Here is a 23,466-nt window from a genome sequence, read left to right as displayed (position 1 = left end):
GTGGGCGAGAGGATCGTGCAAGTACGAGCGAGCATCGTTCTAACGTTTTCGCAGGTCACACGGGTTGAATGGAATCACCTCACTCCATCAACGCCGAAGAAGGCACCCAATGATCGCCACCTACGGATTCAACGCCACCCTGACCGCCAAGCCCCACATGGGCGACCGGCTGGTCGACCTGCTGCTGACCGGCCTGAACGAGGGCAGCCCCGGCGCGAGCGAACATTGCGTCGTCTACCTCGTCTCCCGCTCCGCGTCCGCCCCCGACGTCGTCCACGTCACCGAGGGCTGGACCAGCGAGGAGGACCACCACCGGATCTTCGCCGACGAGACCGCCCAGGCCATCGTGGCGCAGGTCGACGGACTGCTGGCCAAGGAGTCCGAGTACACCGACTACGTGCCGGTCCGCGGAAAGGCCGCCTCCTGACCCGCCGATCGATCCCCTGGTCCTTCCTGCCGCTCGGTCCCAGCCGAGGCGGCCCTCTCCTCACCCGACGTCCGCCGCCACCCCGTGAAAGGGAGCACCATGTTCACGGCACGACCTGCCCTTGACCCCGAACTGGGCGAGCTGCTCGCCGACATGCCCCTCATGTCCCAGCTCAGTCCGGAAGTGCTCGCGCAACTGCGCCGACTCCCGTCGACGCCCATCGAGTCCCTCCTCGCCCACCGGCACGTCGACCGGCGCGAAGTCACCGTGCCCGCCGAGGACGGTGCCTCCATCCCCCTGTCGGTCTTCAGCCCCGCGAACACCGATCGCACCATCGCCGCACCCTGCGTCTACTGGATGCACGGCGGCGGGATGGTCATGGGTGATCGCTTCTCGCAGATCGACATACCGCTGGAGTGGCTGGACGAGTTCGGCGCGGTGGTGGTCTCCGTGGACTACCGGCTCGCACCCGAGGCCACCGGCACCGCCCTGGTCGAAGACTGCTACCAGGGACTGCTCTGGGTCGCCGAACACGCCGCCGAACTGGGCATCGACCCCGCCCGGATCGTCGTCGCGGGCGCCAGCGCGGGCGGCGGCCTCGCCGCCGGCGTCACCCTGCTGGCCCGCGACCTGGGCACCCCTGCGATCGCCGCGCAGCTGCTGATCTGCCCCATGCTCGACCACCGCAACACCAGCATCTCCAGCCGCCAGTACTCCGGCGTCCCGGGCGTGTGGACCGGCGAGATGAACGAGTTCGGCTGGCGCAGCGTCCTCGGCGAACTCGCCGAGGACGAGGTATCCGCGTACATCTCACCCGCGGTGGCCGACGACCTCTCGGGCCTGCCGACCACCTATGTCGACACCAGTTCCGCCGAGGTCTTCCGCGACGAGGACGCCGACTACGCCACCCGGATCTGGGCGGCCGGCGGCCAGGCCGAACTCCACGTCTGGGCGGGCGGCTTCCACGGATTCGACGCGCTGTACCCGCAGGCGCACATCTCGGCCACGGCCCGCCGGACCCGCAGCGACTGGCTCGCCCGAGTCCTGCTCCCGAACTCCAACGCATGACACCGACGGCTCACACACAACACACACGCACGCACGATCGCACTACAGGAGGAACACCATGAAGGTCGCCATCGTCACGGGCGCCAGCTCCGGCATCGGACGAAGCGCCGCGATCGAGATCGCCAAGCGCGGAACCGGAGTCATCCTGACCTACGGCAGCAACCGGCAAGGCGGTCTTGAGACGGCCGCCGCCATCGAGAAGGAGGGCGGCACGGCCGTCGCACTGCCGCTGGACGTCGGCGAGAGCGGCACTTTCGCGGCCTTCCGTGACACGGTGGCCGGTGTGCTGCGCGACACCTGGCAGCGCGACACCTTCGACTACCTGGTCAACAACGCCGGTTTCGCGCACACATCGCTGATCGAGGACACGGCCGAGGAGACGTTCGACAGGCTCATGCGGGTCCTGCTCAAGGGACCGTACTTCCTGACGCAGAAGCTGCTGCCCCTGACAGCGGACGGCGGGGCCATCGTCAACACGAGCAGCAACTCGGCGGCGACTGCCGGCCTGGAGCCCGGCTACTCGGCCTATGCGTCCATGAAGGGCGGCCTGAACGTGCTGACCCGGTACATGGCAAAGGAATTCAGCACGCGCGGCATCCGCGTCAACGCCGTCTCGCCGGGATCGACCCGCACCCGGATCGCCGACGACGCCTTCACCCGGTTCCCCGAGGTCGTCTCGACCCTTGCCGCGAGGACCGCGCTCGGCCGGGTCGGCGAACCCGACGACATCGGCGCGATGATCGCCACACTGGTCTCCGATGAGAGCCGCTGGGTCACCGCTCAGAACATCGAGGTATCGGGCGGCTACAACCTCTAGCAGAAGATCACTGAAAATCCTGGTGCAGGGGCCGTTCTGATGTCGTCGGCAGAAACTCCCGCCACCTTGCGAAATGGCTTCGGCCGCGCGGGCGGGGCGATACTGGTGGTGACAGTCGCCCCGCCGCCGGGCCGGCCACGAACGCGAGCCCGGTCGGTGAGGACGCACCTTTGTCGATGTCCTTGAGGGGAGCCGTTCATGACCACGGCGAAAGACCTGTTCATCATCGCCATGGACCGCAAGCATTCCGTGGGACAGGGCGACCTGTCCCTCGCACTCGCGGGAGCCGAGCTGATCGATCTCATCGGTGCGGGGGCGGTCGCCGTGGACGGCGACCGCATTGTGCCGGGTGGACAGCCGACGCTGGACGATCGGTTCATGGGCGAGGCTGCGGCAGCGCTCACCCGCCAGGCGCCCTATGAGCGGATCGAGGACTGGCTGTGGCGCCGGGGCCGAGACCTCTCGGCCGCGTATCAGGCCGCCCTGGAGGAGAACGATGAGCTGAAGCCACAGCCAAGCGGCCGGTTGTCCTTCGGCTCGCAACGCGTGGAACCGGTCGACACGCCCGCGCGCCGCCGAGCAACCGAGCGCTGGAATGAGAAGGAACCCGTGCTGGCCGCCCTCGCCTCGGTCGTGGGCATCGACGACGAACGATCCGACGATGAGCCCGGCCTCGATGACGAGGCGGTGACGACCGTGCTGGCCGCCGTCCACGACGCGGTGATGGAGCTGGAGGCCGTACGCCAGAGGCGGACCATCGAGAACGCGGCCTTCGCCAACCTCTGGCGCGGACCGTGAGCCGAGCCCGCATTCGCCCGTCGCGGTCGAGTCCGACGGCGACGGCGACGGCGACGCGGTCGCACGGCCGTCGGGCGGCGCGCCGTATCTCCCGGATGCGAGGAGCCCGGCCTCCTGCTCCGTCGGACCAGGAGGCCCACTGCGAGTAGTTGATCGGCCCAACATTTTCCCAGGCAGGCAAGCCCGGCAAGCCCCCGCCTAGCCGAAAATGTCAGAACTCCGCCGATAGATCGCGTCGGTGTGGCCGCGTACGTCGCGGTAAACGCTCTCCAAGCGCTGGTAGAGACGGTGGTGGGCCTGGCTCGGCAGGAAGATCTCGCCGGGGCGGACCATCTCCGCCACCGCCACGTCGAAGTCGGCGTACGTGCCCAGGCCCACCGCCGCGCAGATCGCGGCGCCGAGCCCGGCAGTGCTTGACGCTTCGGCGCGGCGGGCCGGGACGCCGTGCACGTCGGCGTGGATCTGCATCATCAGGTCGGAGCGGGAGCCGCCGCCGGAGACGATGACCTCGCGGTACTCGGCGCCCAGTTCCGCCGCCATCCGGGCACTGGTGTCATGGATGGTCATGGCGAGGGCCTCGAGGATCGAGCGGTAGATGTGGAAGCGGCCCTGGCGGCCGTCGAAGCCGAGGATGGAGCCCTTGCGGAAGGGGGCTTCCCCGGGGGCGAGCCAGTCCAGAACCGTCATCAGGCCGTCGGAGCCCGCAGCGACCTTCGCCGCCTCGGAGTTGAGGTAGTCCTCGACGGAGAGTCCGGCGGTCCGCGCGTGTGCGGCGGCTTCCTCACCGAGCAGGTCGCGGTACCAGCTCACCGTCCACATGCCGCGCCGCACGCCGTGGGACTCGTAGAGGTAGGCGTGCGGCTCGGAGGCGTAGTTGGTCCAGAAGTCGGTCGCGTTCGGGACGTTGCGCGGGCCCGTCGTCATGCCCGCGACGTACGTGCCGAGGGAGACGAGCAGCGTGTCGGGGCCGCGCAGGCCGCAGCCGAGGGCCTCGACCGCCTTGTCGTTGGCGGTGGCGACGACGGGGATGCCGACCGGGATGCCGGTGTGAGCCGCGGCGGCCTCGGTGACCGTGCCGAGAGTCTCGCCGGGTTGGACCAGCTCGACGAGCATGTCGCGCGGGATGCCGTACTTGGCGAGTTCCGCGTCGTCGTCCGTCCACTGCCAGGTGTCGGAGTCCAGGGGCCACATGCCTGCGCAATTGGCCGCCGTGTCGCGGAAGGCGCCGGTCATGCGGTGGCTGACGTAGCCGGAGGAGGTGGTGACGTAGGCCGCCTCGGGGTTCGTCCGTGTGAAGGGCAGGGAGACCCGCTCGTCCATCCAGCTCATGACCGGCTGGGCGAGGGTGCCGTCCGCTTTGAGGATCGCGCGGCAGAACCGGATCGTGCACAGACCCACCCCCGCGATGTCCGCGGGGTCGCCGCCGAAGGCTGCCATGGCCGCGCGGCTCGCCTCGCCGATCGACGTCCACAGGTCGTCGTCCGGGTGCTCGACGACACCGGGGCGCGGGGTGTCGTAGGGGCGCAGCGCGGCATGGCCCTCGCTGACGGCACGGCCGTGGGCGTCGAAGACGGTCACCTTGGACGACTGGGAGCCGTTGTCGATGCCGATGAAGTAGCGAGGACGGGTGCTGGTCATGCCCACTCCGGTCAGGTCGTACGAGGGGAGAGAAGAACGAGGGAGAGGTGGGGCGCGGCCCCGGTCGCCGGGAGTCAGCCGACCGGAGCCGCGGGCAGGGGACTTCAGGCGTCCATCGGGAAGATGGTGCCCTTGTTCATGATCCCGTTCGGGTCGAAGGTCTCCTTGAGCTTGGCGAGGATCGCGTACGCGCTGCCGTGCTCCTGTGTGGTCCACGGTGCGCGGTACTTGCCGATGCCGTGGTGGTGGACGATCGAGCCGCCGACCCTGAGGGCCTCCTCGACGATGATCGCGTTGAGCGGGATGTGGTACTTGCCGATCTCTTCGCGCGGCTCGCAGTTGATCTTGTAGTCGTAGACGAAGTAGAGGTTCGTGCCCGTCTGGTAGCTGTGCGAGGAGTGGGCACCGAGCATCACCAGATCGTCGGCCGCGGGGAACTCGTCGCGGATGCGGTGCATGACGTTGTCGTACAGCTCGACGGTGCGCGACCAGTCGACCGAGACCTCGGTGGTGTAGCCGAGTTCGGCCTGGTTGAGCATGACCTGCTGCTCGGCCTCGATCTTGTCGACGCCCCAGTTGAGGTTGTCGAACCAGTTCTCGATGAGCGCCGGGGCGACCTTCTCGTGCGCGTACTGGCCGATGACGCGCTCGATCTCCTCGCTGGTGGCGCGCACGATGCCCCGGGGGCCCTCGGCGACGAAGATGACGACGACCTTGCCGTCGTAGAAGTGCGCGAAGTGCTGGCGGGCGTCTTCCGGCGAGTACACGCGCACCACCGACGGCTTGAAGCCGTTCGTCACGACCTCACGGATGACCTTGACGCCGGTGGCGATGTCGTCGACGAGGAAGCCGTGGAACTCGTTGTTCTCCGGCTGGTACTTGAAGATCTTGACGGTGACCTCGGTGATGTAGCACAGCGCGCCCTCGTTGCCGATGACGATGTGCCGGATGTCCGGGCCCGCCGAGCGGCGCGGCACGTTCTTGATGCGGGTCACGGTGCCGTCGGGGAAGACCGCCTCCAGGCCGACGACCATGTCCTCGATCGCCCCGTACAGGGTGGAGAACTGGCCGATGGAGCGGGTGGAGACCAGACCGCCGTACTGGGCGAGCGGCTTGGACTGCGGGGAGTGGCCTGTGGTCAGGCCCTGCTCGCGCAGTGTGTCCTCGAGCAGTTGCAGCGGGACTCCGCACTGGACGGTGACCTGCATGTTCTCCGGGTCGATCTTGATGATCTCGTCGAGGCCCGAGCCGTCGAGTACGAGGGTGTCCTCGACCGCGGTCTCCAGGCCGCCCTCAGTGCCGGTGCGGCCGGTGCGCGCCACGACGTTGATCTTGTTGTCATTGGCGAAAGCGAGGACCTTCGCGATGTCCTCGGTGGAGCGGGCGTTGACGATCGCGGCCGGGATCGGGCCGTCGAAGATGCCGTGCACGGACTGGTACTTCTTGAACCGGTCGACGCTCGCGAGCTTGAGCTGCTCCTGGTCCGTGACGATCTGCTCGGCGGCGAGCAGATCCGTGAGGCGGGCGACGATGTCCTCGCGGGAGAGCTTGGAGAGCGACTGGGCCATGGTGATCTACCTCGTTCGGTGCGGTGTGAGGGGTGTTTGTTCCGTGGGCGTCTGGGGTGGGCGAAGCCGTCGGGCTCAGCGGACCAAGTAGCCTCCGTCGACCGGGAGCACATGGCCGTTGACGTAGTTCGACGCGCGGGAGGCGAGGAAGACCGTCGTTCCCATCAGGTCGGCGACGTCGCCCCAGCGGCCGGCCGGGATGTGGTCAAGGACGCGCTGGTTGGTCTCGGCGTTCGCACGGGTCGCCTCGGTGATCCGCGTGGCGAAGTAGCCGGGCGCGATCGCGTTGACCTGGATGTTGTGCTGGGCGACCTCGTCGCAGTACGCCTTGGTGAAGCCTGCGATGCCGTGCTTCGTGGCGGCGTACGCCGGGGAGAACCGGCCGCCGAGGAACGAGAACATCGACGCGATGTTGATGATCTTGCCGGAGCGCTGCGGGATCATGAACCGGATCGCCTCGTGGCTCAGCTCGAACGGCGCCGTCAGGTTCACGCTGATCATCGGGTCCCACTCGCCCCGCCCGAACTTCTCCACCTCGGCCAGGTTGCAGATGCCGGCCGAGTTCACCACGATGTCCACCGATCCGAAGGCATCCGCGCATCCCTCGACGATCCGCCGTGGCACGCCGGGCTCTGTCAGGTCGGCCTCGAGGAACTCCATGCGGCGTCCTTCGGCCTCGATGAGCTTCTGGGTCGTGCCGTCGTCGGCGGCGACGGACGGCACGAAGACGTTCGCCCCCGCCTTGGCAAGGGCCAGCGAGAAGGCCTGTCCGAGGCCGGTGTTGCCCCCGGTGACGATGGCGTTCTTGCCGTCGAGGGAGAAGAAGTCGCGGTGGAACTCGGTGATGTCCATGGGGAGTTCGCTCTTTCGTGGTGCGCTGCTGGCAGGGGTCCTGGTGGGCGGTTCAAGCGGTCACGGGCACCGCCTGAGTGGTGCCGGGCTCGGTGGCTGCGGACAGTTCACGGCGGCGGACGCGGGCGGTGAGCGTGGTGAGCCCCAGGCCGAGCAGGGCCATGGCCAGGAGGAACAGGAAGAGGGTGGTGTAGCCGCCGCCGCGCTCGGGGACAGCGGGCGTGGCGGCCGGATCGCCGATCCACCAGGCAGACACGGTGGGCAGGAAGGCATCGGGCAGATAGGCGATCCCCGAGGCCAGGCCGATGACCCCGCCACGCTCGTTCTCCGGGATCTCGACCTCACCGACCTGCGCCCAGTAGACACCGCGGCTGGCGAACACCAGGAGGCACAGCACGAACATCAGGACCAGCGCCACCCACTTGAAGGTGGACTCGCGCGGCAGGACGAGGAAGCTCAGAGCCACGGCGGCGCAGCCGGCGAACATCCAGCGCAGAAAACGGGGCGTGGACCGGGTGACCTTGTCCACGACGACTCCGCCCGCGGGACCGGCGACGAACTGGAAGACGTAGGTGCGCACGACTCCGATGACGCCGATGAGCACGGCGGCCATCCCGTACTGGTGCTCGAGGAGCGGCGAGAAGTAGCCGAGCGTGGTGTAGAAGCAGTACATCAGCGCGACCGTGCCGCCGATCAGCCACGTGTATTTGTTCCGCGCGGCGCGTCCCAGCTGGCGCAGGGTGAGGGTGCTGGAGCCGAGGTCGGCCAGGCGCCGCTCGTCGCCCTTGACGAACAGCCACACGAGTGCGGCGTAGACGAAGCACAGGAGGCCGTAGAGCCGGATCAGCCAGAGAACGCCCGCCGCCTCGGCGACGCTCGCCGCGACGACGGCCGTCCCCACGAAGCCGACGATCGTCGACGTGACACCCCTCATGCCCTCCAGGAAACCGAACAGACGGCCCTGCTCCGAGGAATCGCCCAGCATTCCGATGGCTTTCACCAGAGCGGCCCAGTAGAGGCCCATTCCCATGACGGCCATGAGGACGTGTGCGGCGAGAATTCCCCAGTACCCCGGAACGGTCCCGAGATAGAGGTCCGCCAATCCGGTGCCGATGAGCGCGGTCACGATGAGGACCTTCGGCCGGAACCTGTCCGCGAACCATCCGCCGAAGAAGTACATCACCATGGCGACGATGCCGAAGACCGAGATGATGTTGGCGTAGTCCTGCGCCGAGAGCTCGAGAGCCTGAGCCGTGGGCCCCAGGAACACGAATCGTATGTACGCGACCTGATAGATGATTCCGCAGGTCATCGACAGGATCAGAAAGCTGACCCATCTCTGGGACTTGGTCACGGCGCTCACCACCTCTTTGTGGAAATGCAGGGCAGGATGGCGTGCCCAAAAGGCCAAAAGGGCACAAAAAAAGAACAGCAACTCTCCCGGTGTCGGGTGGAGTTACTGTTCTCTGGTCTCTAGTAACTGCCCCGGAACAGAGGTTCGTTGACCCTTGTTCCGGAAGCCGATATGTGATTGTGGTGCAGCATGTGGCGGCGCCTTCTGCGGGCCGCTCCGCAAAAGTAAATCGGAGGTGTCTGCAGTGTCAACCCCCGGATTCACATCGCCCAGACCTCCCGGTTCGACGAGGCGATCGCGCTCGCTCCCGCCTTCAGAGCGGCGAACACGTCGTCCCGGTCGCAGACCAGGCCGCCCGCGATGAGCGGCACGTCGATGTCCGCGACGACCCAGGAGATGACCCGCGGCATACAGCCCGGCAGGATCTCGACGCAGTCGGCTTTCGACATGCGCAGCTGCGGGGCGAGGTTGCGGTACGAGAGCGAGTCGATGAGGAAGAAGCGGTGCACCGTGTAGAGCCCGAGGTCGCGAGCCGCGCGCAGCATGAACGCCTTGGAGCTGAGGATCCCGTCGGCGGCCGTCTTCTCCTTGACGTAGCGGACCACGACCTCCTTGGCGGCGAAGCCTTCGAGCAGATCCACATTGACGAGCACGATCCGGCCGTCGTCCTTGAGCCGTCGCACGATCGCGGGCAGATCGAGGACGGTGCCGTAGAGCAGGAAGACGATGCGGCAGTCGGAGCGCAGCACGGCGTCGAGATCGCCCTCGTCCTTGATGCTGGCGACGACCGGGTACTCCTCCAGGAGCGACGGGAGCGGCGTGGTGGTCAAAGTGGACTCCTGGAGTGCGGCGCGGCGACAAGCTCCCTCAGGGTACGGGCGTGGCCTGGGCCCGCGACACGGACCCAGGCCACCCCACTCAGTACCCTTCGAGGGACCTCGCGGCCTCGCGGATCACGTCAAGAACAAGGTCAGGATGCGAGAGCATCGGCACATGGCTGCTGGTCACCTCGTAGGTCTTCGCGCCCATGCGCTTGGCCGCGAAGCGTTCCAGCTCGGGGTTGACCGTGCGGTCGTTGGTGGCGACGATGGACCAACTCGGCTTCGTGCGCCAGGCCGTGCCGGGAACCTGCTGGTTGAACAGGTCCACGACCGGCACCGCCCCCGTCGCCAGGACGAGCATCTGCTCCGCCTCCGGCAGGTCGCCGCAGAAGTCCGGAACACCTGAGGACTTGAGCCACACGCGCCCATCAGCGACATCGACGTGATCGAAGACGGGCGTGCGGGTGAACTGGTCCTGCTGTGACTGCGACGTCTCGTCCTCGTCCGGACCCAGCGCGGCGATGTACACCAGGGCGCCGACGCGGTCGTGCGTGCCGGCCTTGGTGATCAGGGTCCCGCCGTACGAGTGACCGACGAGCACGATCGGGCCTGGGACGTGATTGAGCGTGAAGTTGACGCACGCGACGTCGCTCTCGAGCGAGTTGAGGCCGTGCTGCGAGACGAAGACCTCGTGCCCTTCGGCCTGGAGCGTGGGGATCAGCTTGGTGAAGCATGACCCGTCGGCCCAGAGCCCGTGGGCGAATACGATGCTGGGCTTGCCCACCATGAGAGTCCCTCTTCCGTAGACATCGGGCGATGACGTGGCAGTGCGCTGGATGTCCACCGCAAGATCTTGTCCGTGCGCAGAAATGGCGCCCGCCCCGACCCTGTGGCGTTCCACTGCACAGGTCATCCGCTTCAGCGGGGTCGATGCCTCACCCTTTTCAGGTGAGGCCCGCCAATGCTCACGTTGTCCGAAACAGCCCATACCTCTGGCATATGAGACCTGCGACAGTTCAGGACATGACAACTGGCAGAGGGAACGAGAGAGCCTCCCGCCGCGGCAGACCGAGGTCACTGGTCCGCTTACGCCGCCTGACGGCGATGCTGGTCACGCTGCTTCTCGCCTGCGCGGGGGTGGTCGCGAACAGCGGTGTGGCGCAGGCGGCGAACCCCGACAGCCATGTCGCGGCGACCTGGAACATGCAGGCAGGGCCGGACCGCTGGCAGGGCGCGTACAACTTGGCCCGCACCCACGACGTCGTCGCCCTCCAGGAAGTGCCGCAGGGGCAACCCGCCGGTTCGTACTACCAGGGCATGGTGAACGGAGTCGAGCACTACCTCTGGGTGCAGGGGGACAACGGGCCGCTCCGACATCTGTACATCCTGCGGACCACGTCCCGGGATCTTGGAATGGTCACCTCCTGGCAGCCGGACAACGTCCTTCCCATCAACAGCGTCTACCGCCCGGCGCTCGGAGTGGTGAACCGCGCCGATGGCATCCTGTTCGCCTCCGTACACGCGGCCTCGGGCGGCGGGAACGACGCCGGGGCCCTGCTGCGCCGCATCGCCGAGGCCGCGTTCTTACAAGGCTTCCTGGACTGGGCCGCGTTGGGCGACTTCAACCGGACCCCGCAGAACCTGGCCGCGCTCAACCCGCCCGCGGGCTACCGCGTCTACAACGGCGGCCAGGCCACCCAGCAGTCAGGCAACGAACTCGACTACATGGTCTCCGACGTCGACACCGACCGCTGGCAGGCCACCGTGCTGTCCAACTACGGCAGCGATCATTGGCCCGTGCGCTTCGGAACCCTCCAGGCGGGCGCAGGACCGGCCGAGTTGACGATCCACGCGGACAACAGCGACCGGCTCCTGGACGTGTACCAGGGCGAGGACGCCAACGGCACCCACGTGATCCAGTACCACGACAACGGCGCCGACAACCAGCGCTGGTACCTCCGCGGGCTGGGGCTGACCGGCGACACCGGTAGGCCGCTGTACCGGATCGTGAGCAAGTCCAACGGGAAATGCGTCGATGTCGCAGGCGGCCAGCGCTCGGGCCGCGGCGACTACCTGAACATCTGGGACTGCCACCCCGCCAACGGCGAACCCGGATCCGGTGGTTACCCCCGCGACACCCAGAACTTCACACTGGAACACCCCAACCCGAGGTTCCCGAACCTGACCGCCCTGCGCAACAACGGAACCGACCTGTACGCGAACATCAATCACAACGAGACCGGCGATGGCACCTGGGTCATCCAATGGCCCTACCAGCTGAGCTCCGACTGGCCCAGTCCCGCGGCCAACGAGACCTTCTACCTGCACCCCAGGGAGTAGGCAGCGAAGGCCGGGACGCCCCCTCGCTCAGACGTGGCGCATCCCCGTCAGCAGGGCGGTCAGGATGCGCGCGAGGCGAGGTTAGACGTCGACCCGCGCGTGCGCCAGCTCGGGACGGGCTTCGTCGAGCGCACACAGCTGGGTGCCAGGGGCCGACATCTGCCACAGCGCCCCGGCCATGCCCGTGGCCGTGGCCGTGGCCGTGGCGACGGCATCCATGGCCGCGCCTTCACCGATGCCCAGCCGGTCGCGCAACTCGCGCGGCCAGCTGGAGGAAGCCGCCGCCAGAGGCACGGTCCTGACGCAGTTCAACAGGGCGCACTTCGAGGAGGGACAGGCCGTGTACGGAGGCTGCCGTCCCGTGGATGATGGGTGCAACAGGTCCGGCGCGTCGCCCTCTCTGGCCACCGGTCGCAGTGCGCCAGGGAGATGTGAAGGAGCCAAAATGGAGGACGTGTCCTATGGGTACGTCGAGTTGCTGGCCGCTCCCAGGATCGACACGGCGATCGACAGCGTCGCCGAGATCGACGGGACACAGCAACTCGTCGTCCTCGTCACACCGTACGAGGGCATGGGCGGCGGAGACTTGGTCCACTTGAGGTGGGACACGGGAGTCCTGCGCACCTCTCGGATCGACACGCACCTCGTCGACACGGCAGAGGTGGGCCAGATCATGGTCTTCACCGTCTCGCGGCCGGTTCCGGGGGCAACGCGAGTCAGCTATGTCATCAGCCGCCCGTCCGGCGAATGGCGGGCCTCGGAGCGGCTGGACGTCACCGTGCGCGGGTGAGGCGCCCACGCACACGAAGCCATGGTGGGGCCAAGCGGCGCCATCTGACCGACCTGGCTCTCGCAGCCAGGCTGCCACAAGGTTCTGCTGAGGGGCGCCGCCCTCGCGTGCCAGGTACAGCGCTCGTGAACTGACCTCCTACGGTCAGGGAACCCGTGCCACCACCGCGTACATCCCGCTCGGCTCGGGCTGCGGCGCGGGTTGCTCGCGGAACCACTCGGGGGCCGTCACCAGGCCGGGCTCGACGGGCTCCAGGCCCTCGGTAAAGCGGACCGTCTCCTCCCGGGAGCGGAGCGCGAGCGTCATACCGCTCCTCGCGTACTGCTCGGTGGCCTGCTCCGCCACCTCAGGGAAGATGTCGTTGGAGGCGTGCGAGAGCACCAGGTGGCTGCCGGACGGCAGGGCCGAGACCAGCGTGGCGACGATGCCGTACGGGTCCTGCTCGTCCGCGACGAAGTGCATCAGCGCGATCAGCGAAAGACCGATCGGACGGCCGAAGTCCAGGACGGTTCGGGCGTGTTCGAGGATCGCCTCCGGCTCACGCACATCGGCCTGGATGTAGTCGGTTGCGCCTTCGGGGCTGCTGACCAGCAGGGCCTCCGCGTGGCGCAGCACGATGGGGTCGTTGTCGGTGTAGACGACCTTCGAGGACGGCTCAATGCGCTGCACGATCTGGTGCAGATTGGGCGCGGTGGGGATACCGGCGCCGATGTCGAGGAACTGGTCGACGCCCAGCCCCGCGAGATGGGCGGCGGCCCGGTTCATGAACGCGCGGTTCTGCAGGGCGCCGATGCGCACCTCGGGCGGCAGCTTCTCGCCCACTGCCTCGTCGACGGGGTAGTTGTCCTTGCCGCCGAGCAGCCAGTCGTAAACCCGTGCGGGGTGCGCCTGACTGGTGTCGATGCGGGGGCCGGGTGAGGGTGCCGTCATGGGCGGACTCCATCGTCGTGGGAAGGCGGGCGGAGTGGCTGGCACTGAGCAGTGTTTCATGCCAACTGACCTTCATATGAACGGTGTTAGCGCTGTTAGCGCTTGCAGAGTCCGCCAGGACATCCGGGAAGTCCCCTCAGTGACACCAGCTCGGAGGGGCCACTGTTCGGCCCGCAGGGCCTGCTGCACCCCGTCACCGAATGGGCCGCGGCCTTCCGCCTCGCAGGCAACGCGTTCAAGGAAGCGGTCGCCCGTGGTTCTCTCGACCGGGGAATCCGGTGGGCGACCCTGCTCAGCATCGCAGGTCCGGGGCGCAGGACCGTTGCGGAGTCGCGTGATCTTGTAGCCAGGGTCACCTGCCTGGTCAGGGTCGTGGCGTCGGCCCCTGACGGCGCGGGCGGCCGGGTGTTGCACCACGCGCTGGGATATGTTGCACCGCGTGGAGCGGATCTTGGTGGTGGGTGTCACGGGTGCGGGTAAATCGACGCTGGCCCGCGCCCTGAGCAGTCGGCTGGGCCTGCCGTACCGCGAGCTGGATGCGCTGCACTACAACGGCCCCAACTGGGCCACGAACAACAGGCTGGCCGAGGACGTATCAAGGCTGACGTCCCCATCGCGCTGGATTTTCGACTCCCTCGGAACTCCCGAAGTCCGTGATCTGTTGTGGGTGCGGGCCGACACGGTGATCTGGCTGGACTATCCGAAACGTGTCGTCATGCCCCGGGTCCTGCGCCGGTCCTTGCGCCGCACCGTCACGCGGGAGGTGCTCTTCGGCGGTAACCGGGAAACCTGGAGGGACTGGCTGAACCGGGAGCATCCCGCCTGGTGGGCCTGGTCCCAGCACGCGTCACGCCGCCGCGACATCGGGCATCGGATCCGCGACCCGCGCTTCGCCCCACTCGACACGCTCCGCTTCAGCTACCCCAGCGACACCACGGCCTGGCTGGCATCCCTCTGATCCGCTACCGGCGGATCAAAGGAGCGGTCGGCTGGACAGAAGGGCTACGCCAGTCCTGCCGGGTAGCCGAGGCCGGGGTGGATGCCCTTGTCGTCGAACATGGCGTGGCGCAGAGTTGCGGGGCCTGTCGCCCCGGATACCTCCCAATCGTCGGCACACCCGATGTGTTAAGCATTCGCCGGTGCCCTGGTGCGCGGGGTGGCGGCCGGGCAGGCTAGTTTGCTCGGATGAGTCTCCTTGATGATGTGGCCGAGCGCGACGGCTGGCAGTGCTGGGTGTGTGACGAAGCGGTCGACCCCGACGAGTCGGTCAACGACCCGCGGGGGCCCAGTGTCGACAGCCGGACTGCCGACCGGAAGGCCAAGGTCGCCGAGCGGCTCGCGCACCGCGGATGCAACACGCGCAAGGGCGCGGTCAAGGTGACCATCGCCTGGCCTGACCGCCTGTACGTGGTCGAACCCGCGCCGCTGATCACCGTTGCCGAGAGGCTGGAGCGCAAGGGGGGCCGCGAGATGGTAGGCCGCTGTCCGACCAAGCGGGACGCCCAAGAGGCGGCGGATTGGCTGGTGGACCGGTTCTCCCGACTGGTACCGGGGCTGCCGGTGACCGCCGACATCCAGCCGGGAGGCGGCCAGTTCCTCGTCATCCTGGCCACCGGCCGCCGCTGACCAGGGATCACCAGCGCACACCCGCGCCGAGCTGAACCGTCGGCCCACTCCGACCTGTCCTGGCACGAGCTGACCCACGTTGCCCGCCCGTGCCCAGCTACGGGTCAATGCCGCCGGTCGCCGCAGCCATGGCAGGGGGCCGCACCGAAAACACAGCGCGTGCCTGTGCGTCAGTCACCAAGGCTCTGGTGGAGGCGTGCTCCGTCCTGGGCGATGAGGCCATCGCCACGTACGAGAGGGCCGCGGCCGAGCTTCCCTGTGGCGGCCACGCCCTGGGCGCCGATCTCGATCAGCCCAGGAAACTCAACCGCACCTGACGGTCGGGGTTGTCCTGGTTCGTGTCCACCAAACTCCATTAGGACAACCGCGCGTGGCTCCGCCGCAAGGGCATCTCGCACACCATCCCCGAGCGGGCCGACCAGGCCGGAAACCGGGCCCGGCGAGGCAGCCGGACAGGCCGCCCGCCGGGCTTCGACCGTGAGGTCTACAAGCGCCGCAACGTCGTGGAACGCTGCTTCACCCGCTTGAAGCGGTGGCGAGGGATCGCCACCCGGTACGACAAAACCGCTCAGTCCTACGAAGCGGCCGTCGCCCTCGCATCACTCCTGATGTGGGCGTGAAGGCTGACGAACCAACTCAGTCCATGTCCTCCTCGTCCTCATCCTCCTCCATGCTCGCGTACCCGGAGTGGAACAGCGCGGAGAAGCTGGGGTACTTCGTCGTGTCGCCGTACTTCGGCGCGAACTCGTAGGCGGCCCACTCGCCGCCCGGCCCGACGTCGGTCGGATCGAGCAGCCAGAAGTCCTCTCCCCGGGCGATTTCGATGGACCGGCGAAACAACTGAACATCGTCCTCGTTGCCGGGTATCGAGTCGTAGGTCGCGATCACGCTTCTGCCGGCCTCGCTGTCCCGCATCCACACGACGCTGCCGCACGGATGGACGTCGTCCACCCAGCCATCCAGGCGCGTCCACCCGTCGCTCGCCAGGAAGAATCCCCGCAGGCTCGGCGGGAACCGCACTCCGAGCCGCTCCTCGGATGCCACCAGAGCTTCCTCCCGAGCAGGGGCTTCACCCAACCACGGCTCAACCCTCTCCCCTCGATCCAGAGCCTCCAGCTGATCGTCGTCCAGCAGGTCGACCAACTCTTCACCCTCGGCACGGACCTTCACGTACAGCTCGCCGTATCCCTCCAGAAAGACACGCCACTCCTCCGGCGTGATCAGAACAGCGGCAACTTCATTCTCTTCAGGCTCAGTTGTCTCACTCACGCCGATCATGGTGCCAGGTGGCTATGACAATGCCGATGGCTGCCGCCCGTACCGCTCCGATGCGGGCGTGGCATTTGACGACACCGCCTGGACATCCACCGCACCCTGAACGAATCGCCATAGGGGCACATGCACGGCGTCGGACTGCTCCAACCATGGTTCGTGCCCCGCGCCCTCGATCCGCCTCAGCGGACGAGCCAACCGCAGCGCAAGTGACTCAGGCGCGGACAAAGGGCGAGGGTTGCATGCCCGCGAAAGTGGAGCCTCTGGACGGATGCGGTGAGCTCGCGTCCGTCGTGTCCGTCATCTGTGGATCGCTTTCGTCACAGGGCCGGCAGCTTCGGCCAGTTGCCCTACGTGGAGTCCGGCGACGGCGAGCCCGTGCTACTGCTCCACCGGACGCCACGCTCCTGGACGGCGTACCTCGACGTGTTCCCTCTGGTCGGTGCCCGGTATCGGGCGATCGCGATGGACACCCTGGGCTACGGAGCGTCGGCGACCTGGTCGAGGCGCTCGGTCTGGACCGCTTCCACCTGGTCGGGCACCATACCGGCGGAGTGGTCGCCGTCGAGGTGGCGGCCCGCTTCCGGGGCTGTGTCCGACCAGAGTGCTGTCCGGCGGACATGTGGCGGCGCCGGAGCAGGTGCCGAAGGAGTTCGCCGACACCGTCGTGGAGTGGGCCGGCCGCGGCTGACCCGGCAGGACGCGTGCACCCCCGTGGGAGCGGGCGCTCCCCCGGCGAACATGCTGATCGCCGGGGGTCGCCGCCACCATGGCGGCGACCCCGGCGTACGAGCACGCGTTCGTGAGGGGGCGCGGGAAGCCGCGCCGTGGGCCCTTATCGATCCGCGATTTCGGGAGCGGCCGGCCTTATCAGGTGCGTGTCCAGCGCTGGTTGCTGCCGTTTGAGCAGGAGTAGAGCTGGATCAGGGTGCCGTTGGCCGTGCCGGCCCCGACGGCGTCGAGGCAGAGGCCGGACTGGACGCCGACAATGGAGCCGTCGGAGTTGAGGCGCCACTTCTGGTTGTCGGCGCCCCAGCAGCTGTGGATCTGAACCTTGGTGCCGTTGCCGGTGCCGCCCGCGTCCAGGCACTTGTTTCCGTAGACCCTGAGTTCACCGGCGGCGGTGTACGTCCACTGCTGATTGGTGCTGCCTGAACAGTCCCACAGCTGGAGCTGGGTGCCGTCGGTGGTACTGGAGTTGGGGACGTCCAGGCAGCGGCCCGAGCCGACGCCCTTGATCTGTCCGGCGTCCGAAGGAGGCGTGGTGGAGCCGCCGTTGAGTGCGTTGAGGACGGCGGTGTAGGCGGGCTTCTTGCTGCCGTCGCCGTTGAACAGCAGCGGCGTGTCCTGCGATCGCCAGGAGTCGGTGTCGCGCACGCCCCAGACGGTGATGCCGAGGCAGCGCGAAACGGCCAGGCAGTCGTTGGTCACATTGGCGTAGGTCGTGGCCGAGGCGCCCTGAATGTCGAGTTCGGTGACGGCCACGTCGACGCCGAGGGCGGCGAAGTTCTGCAGGGTGGTGCGGAAGTTGCTGTTGTAGGGGCTGCCGCTGTTGAAGTGGGACTGGAAGCCGACGCAGTCGATCGGCACACCGCGCTGCTTGAAGTCCTTGACCATGGCGTACATGGCCTGGGTCTTGGCCCAGGTCCAGTTCTCGACGTTGTAGTCGTTGTAGCAGAGCTTGGCGGCCGGGTCGGCGGCGCGCGCGGCACGGAAGGCGGCCTCGATCCAGTCGTTGCCGGTGCGCTGCAGGTTGGAGTCGCGCCGGGCTCCCGAACTGCCGTCGGCAAATGCCTCGTTCACGACGTCCCACTGGGCGATCTTGCCCTTGTAGTGGCCCATCACGCCGTTGATGTGGTCGATCATCGCCTGGCGCAGGGTGCTGCCGCTGAGGCTCTGCATCCAGCCGGGCTGCTGGGAGTGCCAGGCCAGGGTGTGGCCGCGCACCTGCTTGCCGTTCTGCACCGCCCAGTTGTAGACGCGGTCGCCGGCGGTGAAGTTGAACTGGCCGCGCTGCGGTTCGGTGGCGTCGATCTTCATCTCGTTCTCGGCCGTCACCGAGTTGAACTCACGGCCCGCGATCGTCGTGTACGCCGATTCGCCCAGCTTGCCCGAGGCGATGGCGGTGCCGAAGTAGCGGCCGCTCTGCGCGGCCGCGGCGCCGAGCGTGCTCTCGGCCGCGTGTGCGGTCGGCGGTACTACCAGTGCGGCGACCAGCGCGAGGACAGCGACGGCCAGCGATAACAGCAGACCGCGGAGCTTTCGGCGGACAGCGGGTCTGGGAAGGGCGGACAAGTTCATGACGGTGCCTCCAAAGTCGAGATGGCGAAAGGACTGAAGCGCGGGGTATGCGTCGCCCGCTCCCACTCGGCAGGCGGACGGGGCGAGCGGCGGTGCGAGGATCTCCGTTGGGCACAGAGTGTTCAGAGCCGGCACAGGTCGATATCTCGAACAGTGATCGGCTTCTCAGACAGGAATGGTCGAGCGATTGACGGTGGATCGTCAACACTCCACGCAGAAGAAATTTCCGTTCCTCTCCCGAAACTTCCGGAACCTCATCGATCGACGTGGCAAATCGTCAACCTCGGGGAAGAGGCGTGGTTTGCGGCCAGATCGGAGACAGGCCTTGACCGGAGGGACCCGCGTTCCTAGCTTGTGGCGTCAATGGATCCGGGAATCTTCCGGAAACTTTCGGAACCGTCTCTGCCCCTGCCTGCCGCGTCCCCTGCCCCCATGGAGGCCCTCCGATGTGGTTACGCCACTCGTCCCCGCCCCGTCTCAGACGCCTGGTCACCGTCCTGTCACCCCTGTTGCTCATGGCCGCCTTCCTCAGCGCCCAGCCCGCCGCCGCCGCGGCGACCATCGACTCCAACGCCTCATACGTCCTGGTCAACCGCAACAGCGGCAAAGCCCTGGACGTCTACAACATGGCGACCAACGACGGCGCCCGCATCGCTCAGTGGCCCAGAAACGATCAGAGCCAGCAGCAGTGGCAGTTCGTCGACTCCGGTGACGGCTACTACCGCGTCAAGTCCCGCCTCTCGGGCAAGGTCCTTGACGTCAACAACTGGTCCACCGCGAACGGCGGCTCGATCGTCCAGTGGACCGACCTGAACGCCGCCAACCAGCAGTGGCGGCTGGCCGACAGCTCGGACGGCTACGTGCGGCTCGTCTCACGCCACAGCGACAAGGCCCTCGAAGTGCAGGGCGGCTCCACCGCCGACAACGCGAACATCGTCCAGTACGACGACTGGGGCGGCGCCAACCAGCAGTGGAAACTCGTCAAGGTCGGCGACGACAGCCCCGGCTCGTGCGATCTTCCGTCGTCCTACCGCTGGACATCGACGGGCGCGCTGGCACAGCCCAAGTCGGGGTGGGTGTCGCTCAAGGACTTCACCGTCGTCCCCTACAACGGCAAGCAGCTCGTCTACGCGACGACGCACGACACGGGGACGAGCTGGGGTTCGATGAACTTCAACCTGTTCACCAACTGGTCGGAGATGGCATCGGCCGGCCAGAACACGATGTCGACGCCCACCGTCGCGCCCACGCTCTTCTACTTCGCGCCGAAGAACATCTGGGTGCTCACCTACCAGTGGGGCGGGAGCGCCTTCTCGTACCGGACGTCGAGCGACCCCACCAACCCGAACGGCTGGTCGTCCCCGCAGGTGCTCTTCTCCGGAAGCATCGCCGGCTCCGGAACCGGACCCATCGACCAGACGCTCATCGGTGACGGGACGAACATGTATCTGTTCTTCGCCGGTGACAACGGCAAGATCTACCGGGCCGGCATGCCGATCGGGAACTTCCCGGGCAGCTTCGGCACGACCTCGACCGTGGTCATGAGCGACACGACGAACAACCTGTTCGAAGCCCCGCAGGTCTACAAGCTGCAGGGCCAGAACCGCTACCTCATGATCGTCGAGGCGATCGGCTCGCAGGGCCGCTACTTCCGCTCGTTCACGGCGACCAGCCTGAACGGCTCATGGACGCCCCAGGCAGCGACGGAGAGCAACCCCTTCGCCGGCAAGGCCAACAGTGGCGCCACCTGGACCAACGACATCAGCCACGGCGAACTGATCCGCACCAGCCCCGATCAGACCATGACCGTCGATCCCTGCAAGCTGCAGTTCCTCTACCAGGGGCGCAGCCCCGGCTCAGGCGGTGACTACGGCCTTCTGCCCTACCGCCCGGGTCTGCTCACCCTGCAGCACTGACGGCATGACGCTGATCCGGCTCCAGCAGGGAGCCGGATCAGCGCACGTGACATCCCGCCCCGCTCCGGTGCGCCTAGACCACTTGAGACCGATACCCGCCCCCGGCCCGAGCGGCGGGGCCGACCAACCGCGCGGCAGTCGGCCTCATCACCCCGCTGCGGGGGCCACCTCCGCGCGAGCGCGTGCCCCGGTCGGCAGCCCTGAGCCACGCGTGACGACCCATCAGGCAATGCGCCGCCCATGCTTCAAACGTGCGTCACGTGCGTCGAATATGCGTGGCTCGAACATCTAGGCGCCGTGGATGAGTTCAGACTGTCTGCCGGCGTCGCGGCAGGTCATCCCACCGATGAAGATCTGTCGGAGGCCGAGCTGGCGCTCGAAGAGATGCGTTCTCGCTCTGCGGTCGCGACAGGCACTCCCTGCTCGACTGCCCGTCGGTCTTCTCCGCCGCCTACTCGTCAAGCCAGCGTGGAGTTCGGGCCGCCGCCGAGCGTGCGCCCGGCGGCGGCCCGCAGCCGCTCCTGCTGAGGTCCTGCTGAGGTCAGACGACCGCGCCGTTCTGCTCCCGTGCCGCGCGCCGCGCCTCAAGGGGGCCGCCCGTCCCGCCGCCGGTGGAACCTCCGCGATCACGACGCGGCTCCCGCGCAGGGCGGCGCCGCTCCAGCGTCACCGCCGTCGGCACCGCGGCGAACACGGTGGACACCGTGCCGATCACCACGCCCGCGATCAGCGCGAGCGAGAAGTCGGCGAGCGAGTCCCCGCCGAGCACGGTCAGCGCGGCGAGGATGAAGAGCGCCCCCATGCCGGTGTTGACGGTGCGCGGCAGGGTCTGGAGGACGGCCCTGTTCGCGGTGTGTTCCAGGTCCGTGCGCGGATCGCGCCGCCGGGCCTCCCGCACCCGGTCGAAGACGACGACGGTGTCGTTGACCGAGTAGCCGATGACGGTGAGCAACGCGGCGAGGAAGACGCTGTCCACCGGCTTGCCGAGCCAGGCGAACAGACCGACCACGACCAGTACGTCGTGCACCATCGCGCTGACGGCCGCCGCGGCGAACGTCCACCGGAACCGCACGCTCAGATAGACGAGCTGCGCGGCGACGGCGATCCCCAGCGCGATCAGCGCCTTCACCCGCAGCTCGTCACCGAGGCTCGGGCCGATCATCTCGTCGCGCTCGACGGTGACCTCGCCTCCCGGCTTCTCCAGCGCGTTCTTGATGGTGTGCTGCTCGTCGTCCGTGAGCTCGCCCGTGCGTACGGAGATGTCGCCGTCGCCGGACTCCTGGACCACGGCACGGGGGAAACCGGCGTCGGCCACGACGGTCCGTGCCGTGTCCACGTCGACCGTCCGGCTCGTGGAGTACTCGACGAGCCGGCCGCCCGTGAACTCCACCCCGAAGGCGAGACCGCGCACCGCGATCCCGGCGAGCGCGACCACCACGAGCAGCGCGCTGACGCCGAGCCAGCGCCTGCGGTGCCGCACGATCTGTGGGTCGCGTCGCGCGATCCACGCGCGTACCCGACCCGTCGACGTGATGCCGGTGATGCCGGGCCGCTCGCGCACGGAGCGGCGGCGTACGGCGAATTCGGCGAGCACACGGGTGACGACGAGCGCGGAGACCATCGACGCGACGACGCCGATGGACAGCGTCACACCGAAGCCCTTGACGGGGCCGGTGGCGAAGAAGAACAGCAGGCCCGCGGCCAGCAGCGTGGTGACGTTGGAGTCGATGACCGCGCTCCACGCCTTGCGGAACCCGCGGGCGAGGGGCTTGTCGAGCGACTTCGTCCGTGCGCCGAGATACTCCTCGCGGGCCCGTTCGAAGACGAGCACGTTCGCGTCGACGGCCATGCCGATCGCCAGGACGAACCCGGCGAGGCCCGGCAGCGTGAGCGTCGCCCCGAGGGCCACGAGGGCCGCGTACGAGATGAGTCCGTAGAGCGCGAGCGCGACGGTGGCGAGGGCTCCGAGGAGTCGGTAGACGACCATGATGAACAGCGCGGTGAGCGCGAGCCCGATGAGTGCGGCCTGCGTCGACGCGGCGATGGCGTCGGCGCCGAGTGTCGCGCCGACCGTCCGCTGCTCGACGACGTCGACGGGCACCGGCAGGGCGCCGCCCTTCACCAGCGCGGCCAGATCCCGGGCCTCTTCGTGGGAGAACCCACCGGTGATCCGCGTGTCCCCGCCGGTGATGCCGGTGTCGCACGGCACTTCGGGGTTCATGCCGGGCGCGGAGATGACCTTGTCGTCGAGGACGATGGCCACGCGCCGCTCGGGAGACCCCTGGGCCGCACAGGCGGCGGCACCGGTGATGCGGGCCCAGTCGCCGCTCGCGTCCTCGCGGAAGGTGAGGCCGACGGTCCATCCGGCCATGCCCTGCTGGTCGAAGGCGGCCTCGGCGTCCTGCACGCCGTCACCGGTCAACGAGGACGCACCGAGCCGCAGGTAGCTGCCCTTCTGGTCGGGATCGGGGAGTGTGCGGGACCCGTCGTCGGCGGCGCGTCCTTCGCCCTCGGGGGCTCGGTCGGTGACGCCGGAGACGGGATGGACGGTCAGTTGGGCCGTACGGCCGATCACCTCGGCCGCCTCGCGCGGGTCCTGAACTCCCGGCAGCTCGACGATGATGCGGTTGTCGCCCGAGCGGGAGAGGCTCGGCTCGGACACACCGAGCGCGTCCACGCGCTGGCGCAGCACCTCAAGGGCTCGGTCGGTGGCCCGGGGGTCGGCCTTGATCTTCCGGTCGGGAGAGTTCTTGGTCTCCAGGACGATCTGGGTGCCGCCGCGCAGGTCGAGGCCGAGGCGGGCGGATTGAGTGAGAGCGACGGCGAGGGACGCGGCGATCACCGCGAGTGCGAACAGCGCACGCCACAAGGGCGCGCGGGACTTGGTCTGAGACATGAAACCGCTCCACGGCAGGACGAAGGGGCAGCTGCCCGACCGCCTCGCACGC

At 68.0% G+C, this 23,466-nt stretch carries 21 protein-coding genes and 1 pseudogene; 11 read left to right on the top strand and 11 right to left on the bottom strand.

Translation table 11 applies throughout. The features are described 5' to 3' along the window. The first annotated feature begins 109 nt into the window (after positions 1-109). The 4 genes from ACWFRJ_RS04300 (at position 110) to ACWFRJ_RS04285 (ending at position 3,110) form a co-directional block, all read left to right on the top strand. Positions 110-427, top strand: coding sequence for a putative quinol monooxygenase (locus ACWFRJ_RS04300; protein WP_453524653.1), 318 nt, complete (start codon positions 110-112; stop codon positions 425-427). 99 nt (positions 428-526) lie between these two features. Further along, complete coding sequence (locus ACWFRJ_RS04295; protein ID WP_453524652.1) at positions 527-1,495, top strand: alpha/beta hydrolase; 969 nt, start codon at positions 527-529, stop codon at positions 1,493-1,495. A gap of 58 nt (positions 1,496-1,553) precedes the next feature. Further along, positions 1,554-2,312, top strand: a complete 759-nt coding sequence (locus ACWFRJ_RS04290; RefSeq protein ID WP_453524651.1) for an SDR family NAD(P)-dependent oxidoreductase — start codon at positions 1,554-1,556, stop codon at positions 2,310-2,312. 198 nt (positions 2,313-2,510) lie between these two features. Continuing rightward, positions 2,511-3,110, top strand: a complete 600-nt coding sequence (locus ACWFRJ_RS04285) for a GOLPH3/VPS74 family protein (protein WP_453524650.1) — start codon at positions 2,511-2,513, stop codon at positions 3,108-3,110. A gap of 198 nt (positions 3,111-3,308) precedes the next feature. Here the strand turns inward: ACWFRJ_RS04285 and ACWFRJ_RS04280 are convergent, their stop codons facing one another. The 6 genes from ACWFRJ_RS04280 to ACWFRJ_RS04255 form a co-directional block, all read right to left on the bottom strand. After that, entirely contained in the window at positions 3,309-4,748 is a 1,440-nt protein-coding gene (locus tag ACWFRJ_RS04280) for an FGGY-family carbohydrate kinase (protein WP_453524649.1), read from the bottom strand. 104 nt (positions 4,749-4,852) lie between these two features. After that, positions 4,853-6,316 (bottom strand): FAD-binding oxidoreductase, encoded by a 1,464-nt coding sequence (locus tag ACWFRJ_RS04275; protein WP_453524648.1) that lies wholly within the window; start codon positions 6,314-6,316, stop codon positions 4,853-4,855. A gap of 75 nt (positions 6,317-6,391) precedes the next feature. Next, on the bottom strand, positions 6,392-7,168 hold the full coding sequence (locus tag ACWFRJ_RS04270; RefSeq protein ID WP_453524647.1) for an SDR family NAD(P)-dependent oxidoreductase: 777 nt from the start codon (positions 7,166-7,168) through the stop codon (positions 6,392-6,394). A gap of 52 nt (positions 7,169-7,220) precedes the next feature. Then, positions 7,221-8,522: an MFS transporter gene (locus ACWFRJ_RS04265; RefSeq protein WP_453524646.1), complete on the bottom strand. Its 1,302-nt coding sequence runs from the start codon at positions 8,520-8,522 to the stop codon at positions 7,221-7,223. A 260-nt stretch (positions 8,523-8,782) separates the two neighbouring features. Then, positions 8,783-9,352: a glycerol-3-phosphate responsive antiterminator gene (locus ACWFRJ_RS04260; RefSeq protein ID WP_453524645.1), complete on the bottom strand. Its 570-nt coding sequence runs from the start codon at positions 9,350-9,352 to the stop codon at positions 8,783-8,785. Between the two features lie 88 nt (positions 9,353-9,440). Further along, positions 9,441-10,130, bottom strand: coding sequence for an alpha/beta fold hydrolase (locus ACWFRJ_RS04255; protein ID WP_453524644.1), 690 nt, complete (start codon positions 10,128-10,130; stop codon positions 9,441-9,443). A gap of 236 nt (positions 10,131-10,366) precedes the next feature. On the opposite strand from ACWFRJ_RS04255, the gene ACWFRJ_RS04250 reads away from it, so the two are divergent. Next, a complete protein-coding gene (locus tag ACWFRJ_RS04250; protein ID WP_453524643.1) occupies positions 10,367-11,683 on the top strand; it encodes an RICIN domain-containing protein in 1,317 nt (438 codons plus the stop codon). Between the two features lie 81 nt (positions 11,684-11,764). On the opposite strand, the gene ACWFRJ_RS04245 is transcribed toward ACWFRJ_RS04250, so the two are convergent. Then, positions 11,765-11,977: a hypothetical protein gene (locus ACWFRJ_RS04245; protein ID WP_453524642.1), complete on the bottom strand. Its 213-nt coding sequence runs from the start codon at positions 11,975-11,977 to the stop codon at positions 11,765-11,767. Positions 11,978-12,128: 151 nt separating this feature from the next. On the opposite strand from ACWFRJ_RS04245, the gene ACWFRJ_RS04240 reads away from it, so the two are divergent. Further along, positions 12,129-12,473 (top strand): hypothetical protein, encoded by a 345-nt coding sequence (locus tag ACWFRJ_RS04240; RefSeq protein ID WP_453524641.1) that lies wholly within the window; start codon positions 12,129-12,131, stop codon positions 12,471-12,473. Between the two features lie 144 nt (positions 12,474-12,617). Here ACWFRJ_RS04240 and ACWFRJ_RS04235 read toward each other — a convergent pair whose 3' ends face one another. Next, on the bottom strand, positions 12,618-13,403 hold the full coding sequence (locus ACWFRJ_RS04235; RefSeq protein WP_453524640.1) for an SAM-dependent methyltransferase: 786 nt from the start codon (positions 13,401-13,403) through the stop codon (positions 12,618-12,620). 439 nt (positions 13,404-13,842) lie between these two features. On the opposite strand from ACWFRJ_RS04235, the gene ACWFRJ_RS04230 reads away from it, so the two are divergent. The 4 genes and pseudogenes from ACWFRJ_RS04230 to ACWFRJ_RS04215 all read left to right on the top strand — a co-directional run. Beyond that, on the top strand, positions 13,843-14,361 hold the full coding sequence (locus ACWFRJ_RS04230) for an adenylate kinase (RefSeq protein ID WP_453524639.1): 519 nt from the start codon (positions 13,843-13,845) through the stop codon (positions 14,359-14,361). A 227-nt stretch (positions 14,362-14,588) separates the two neighbouring features. Next, complete coding sequence (locus tag ACWFRJ_RS04225) at positions 14,589-15,029, top strand: hypothetical protein (RefSeq protein ID WP_453524638.1); 441 nt, start codon at positions 14,589-14,591, stop codon at positions 15,027-15,029. A gap of 188 nt (positions 15,030-15,217) precedes the next feature. Then, on the top strand, positions 15,218-15,346 hold the full coding sequence (locus ACWFRJ_RS04220) for a hypothetical protein (RefSeq protein ID WP_453524637.1): 129 nt from the start codon (positions 15,218-15,220) through the stop codon (positions 15,344-15,346). Positions 15,347-15,403: 57 nt separating this feature from the next. Beyond that, a pseudogene (locus tag ACWFRJ_RS04215) lies at positions 15,404-15,649 on the top strand (transposase); the annotation flags it as partial. 16 nt (positions 15,650-15,665) lie between these two features. Here the strand turns inward: ACWFRJ_RS04215 and ACWFRJ_RS04210 are convergent. Next, a complete protein-coding gene (locus ACWFRJ_RS04210) occupies positions 15,666-16,307 on the bottom strand; it encodes an SMI1/KNR4 family protein (protein WP_453524636.1) in 642 nt (213 codons plus the stop codon). An 864-nt stretch (positions 16,308-17,171) separates the two neighbouring features. Next, positions 17,172-18,602 (bottom strand): endo-1,4-beta-xylanase, encoded by a 1,431-nt coding sequence (locus ACWFRJ_RS04205; protein ID WP_453524635.1) that lies wholly within the window; start codon positions 18,600-18,602, stop codon positions 17,172-17,174. A gap of 446 nt (positions 18,603-19,048) precedes the next feature. Between ACWFRJ_RS04205 and ACWFRJ_RS04200 the strand changes: the two genes are divergently transcribed. Continuing rightward, entirely contained in the window at positions 19,049-20,518 is a 1,470-nt protein-coding gene (locus ACWFRJ_RS04200) for a non-reducing end alpha-L-arabinofuranosidase family hydrolase (RefSeq protein WP_453524634.1), read from the top strand. A 541-nt stretch (positions 20,519-21,059) separates the two neighbouring features. Here the strand turns inward: ACWFRJ_RS04200 and secD are convergent. Further along, positions 21,060-23,414, bottom strand: a complete 2,355-nt coding sequence (gene secD, locus ACWFRJ_RS04195; protein WP_453524633.1) for a protein translocase subunit SecD — start codon at positions 23,412-23,414, stop codon at positions 21,060-21,062. Between the last annotated feature and the right edge of the window lie 52 nt (positions 23,415-23,466).

This window comes from Streptomyces sp. NPDC055239, from assembly GCF_053606205.1.
The sequence above is the reverse complement of the archived record's forward strand: the minus strand, read 5'-3'. Positions and strand labels throughout refer to the sequence as shown.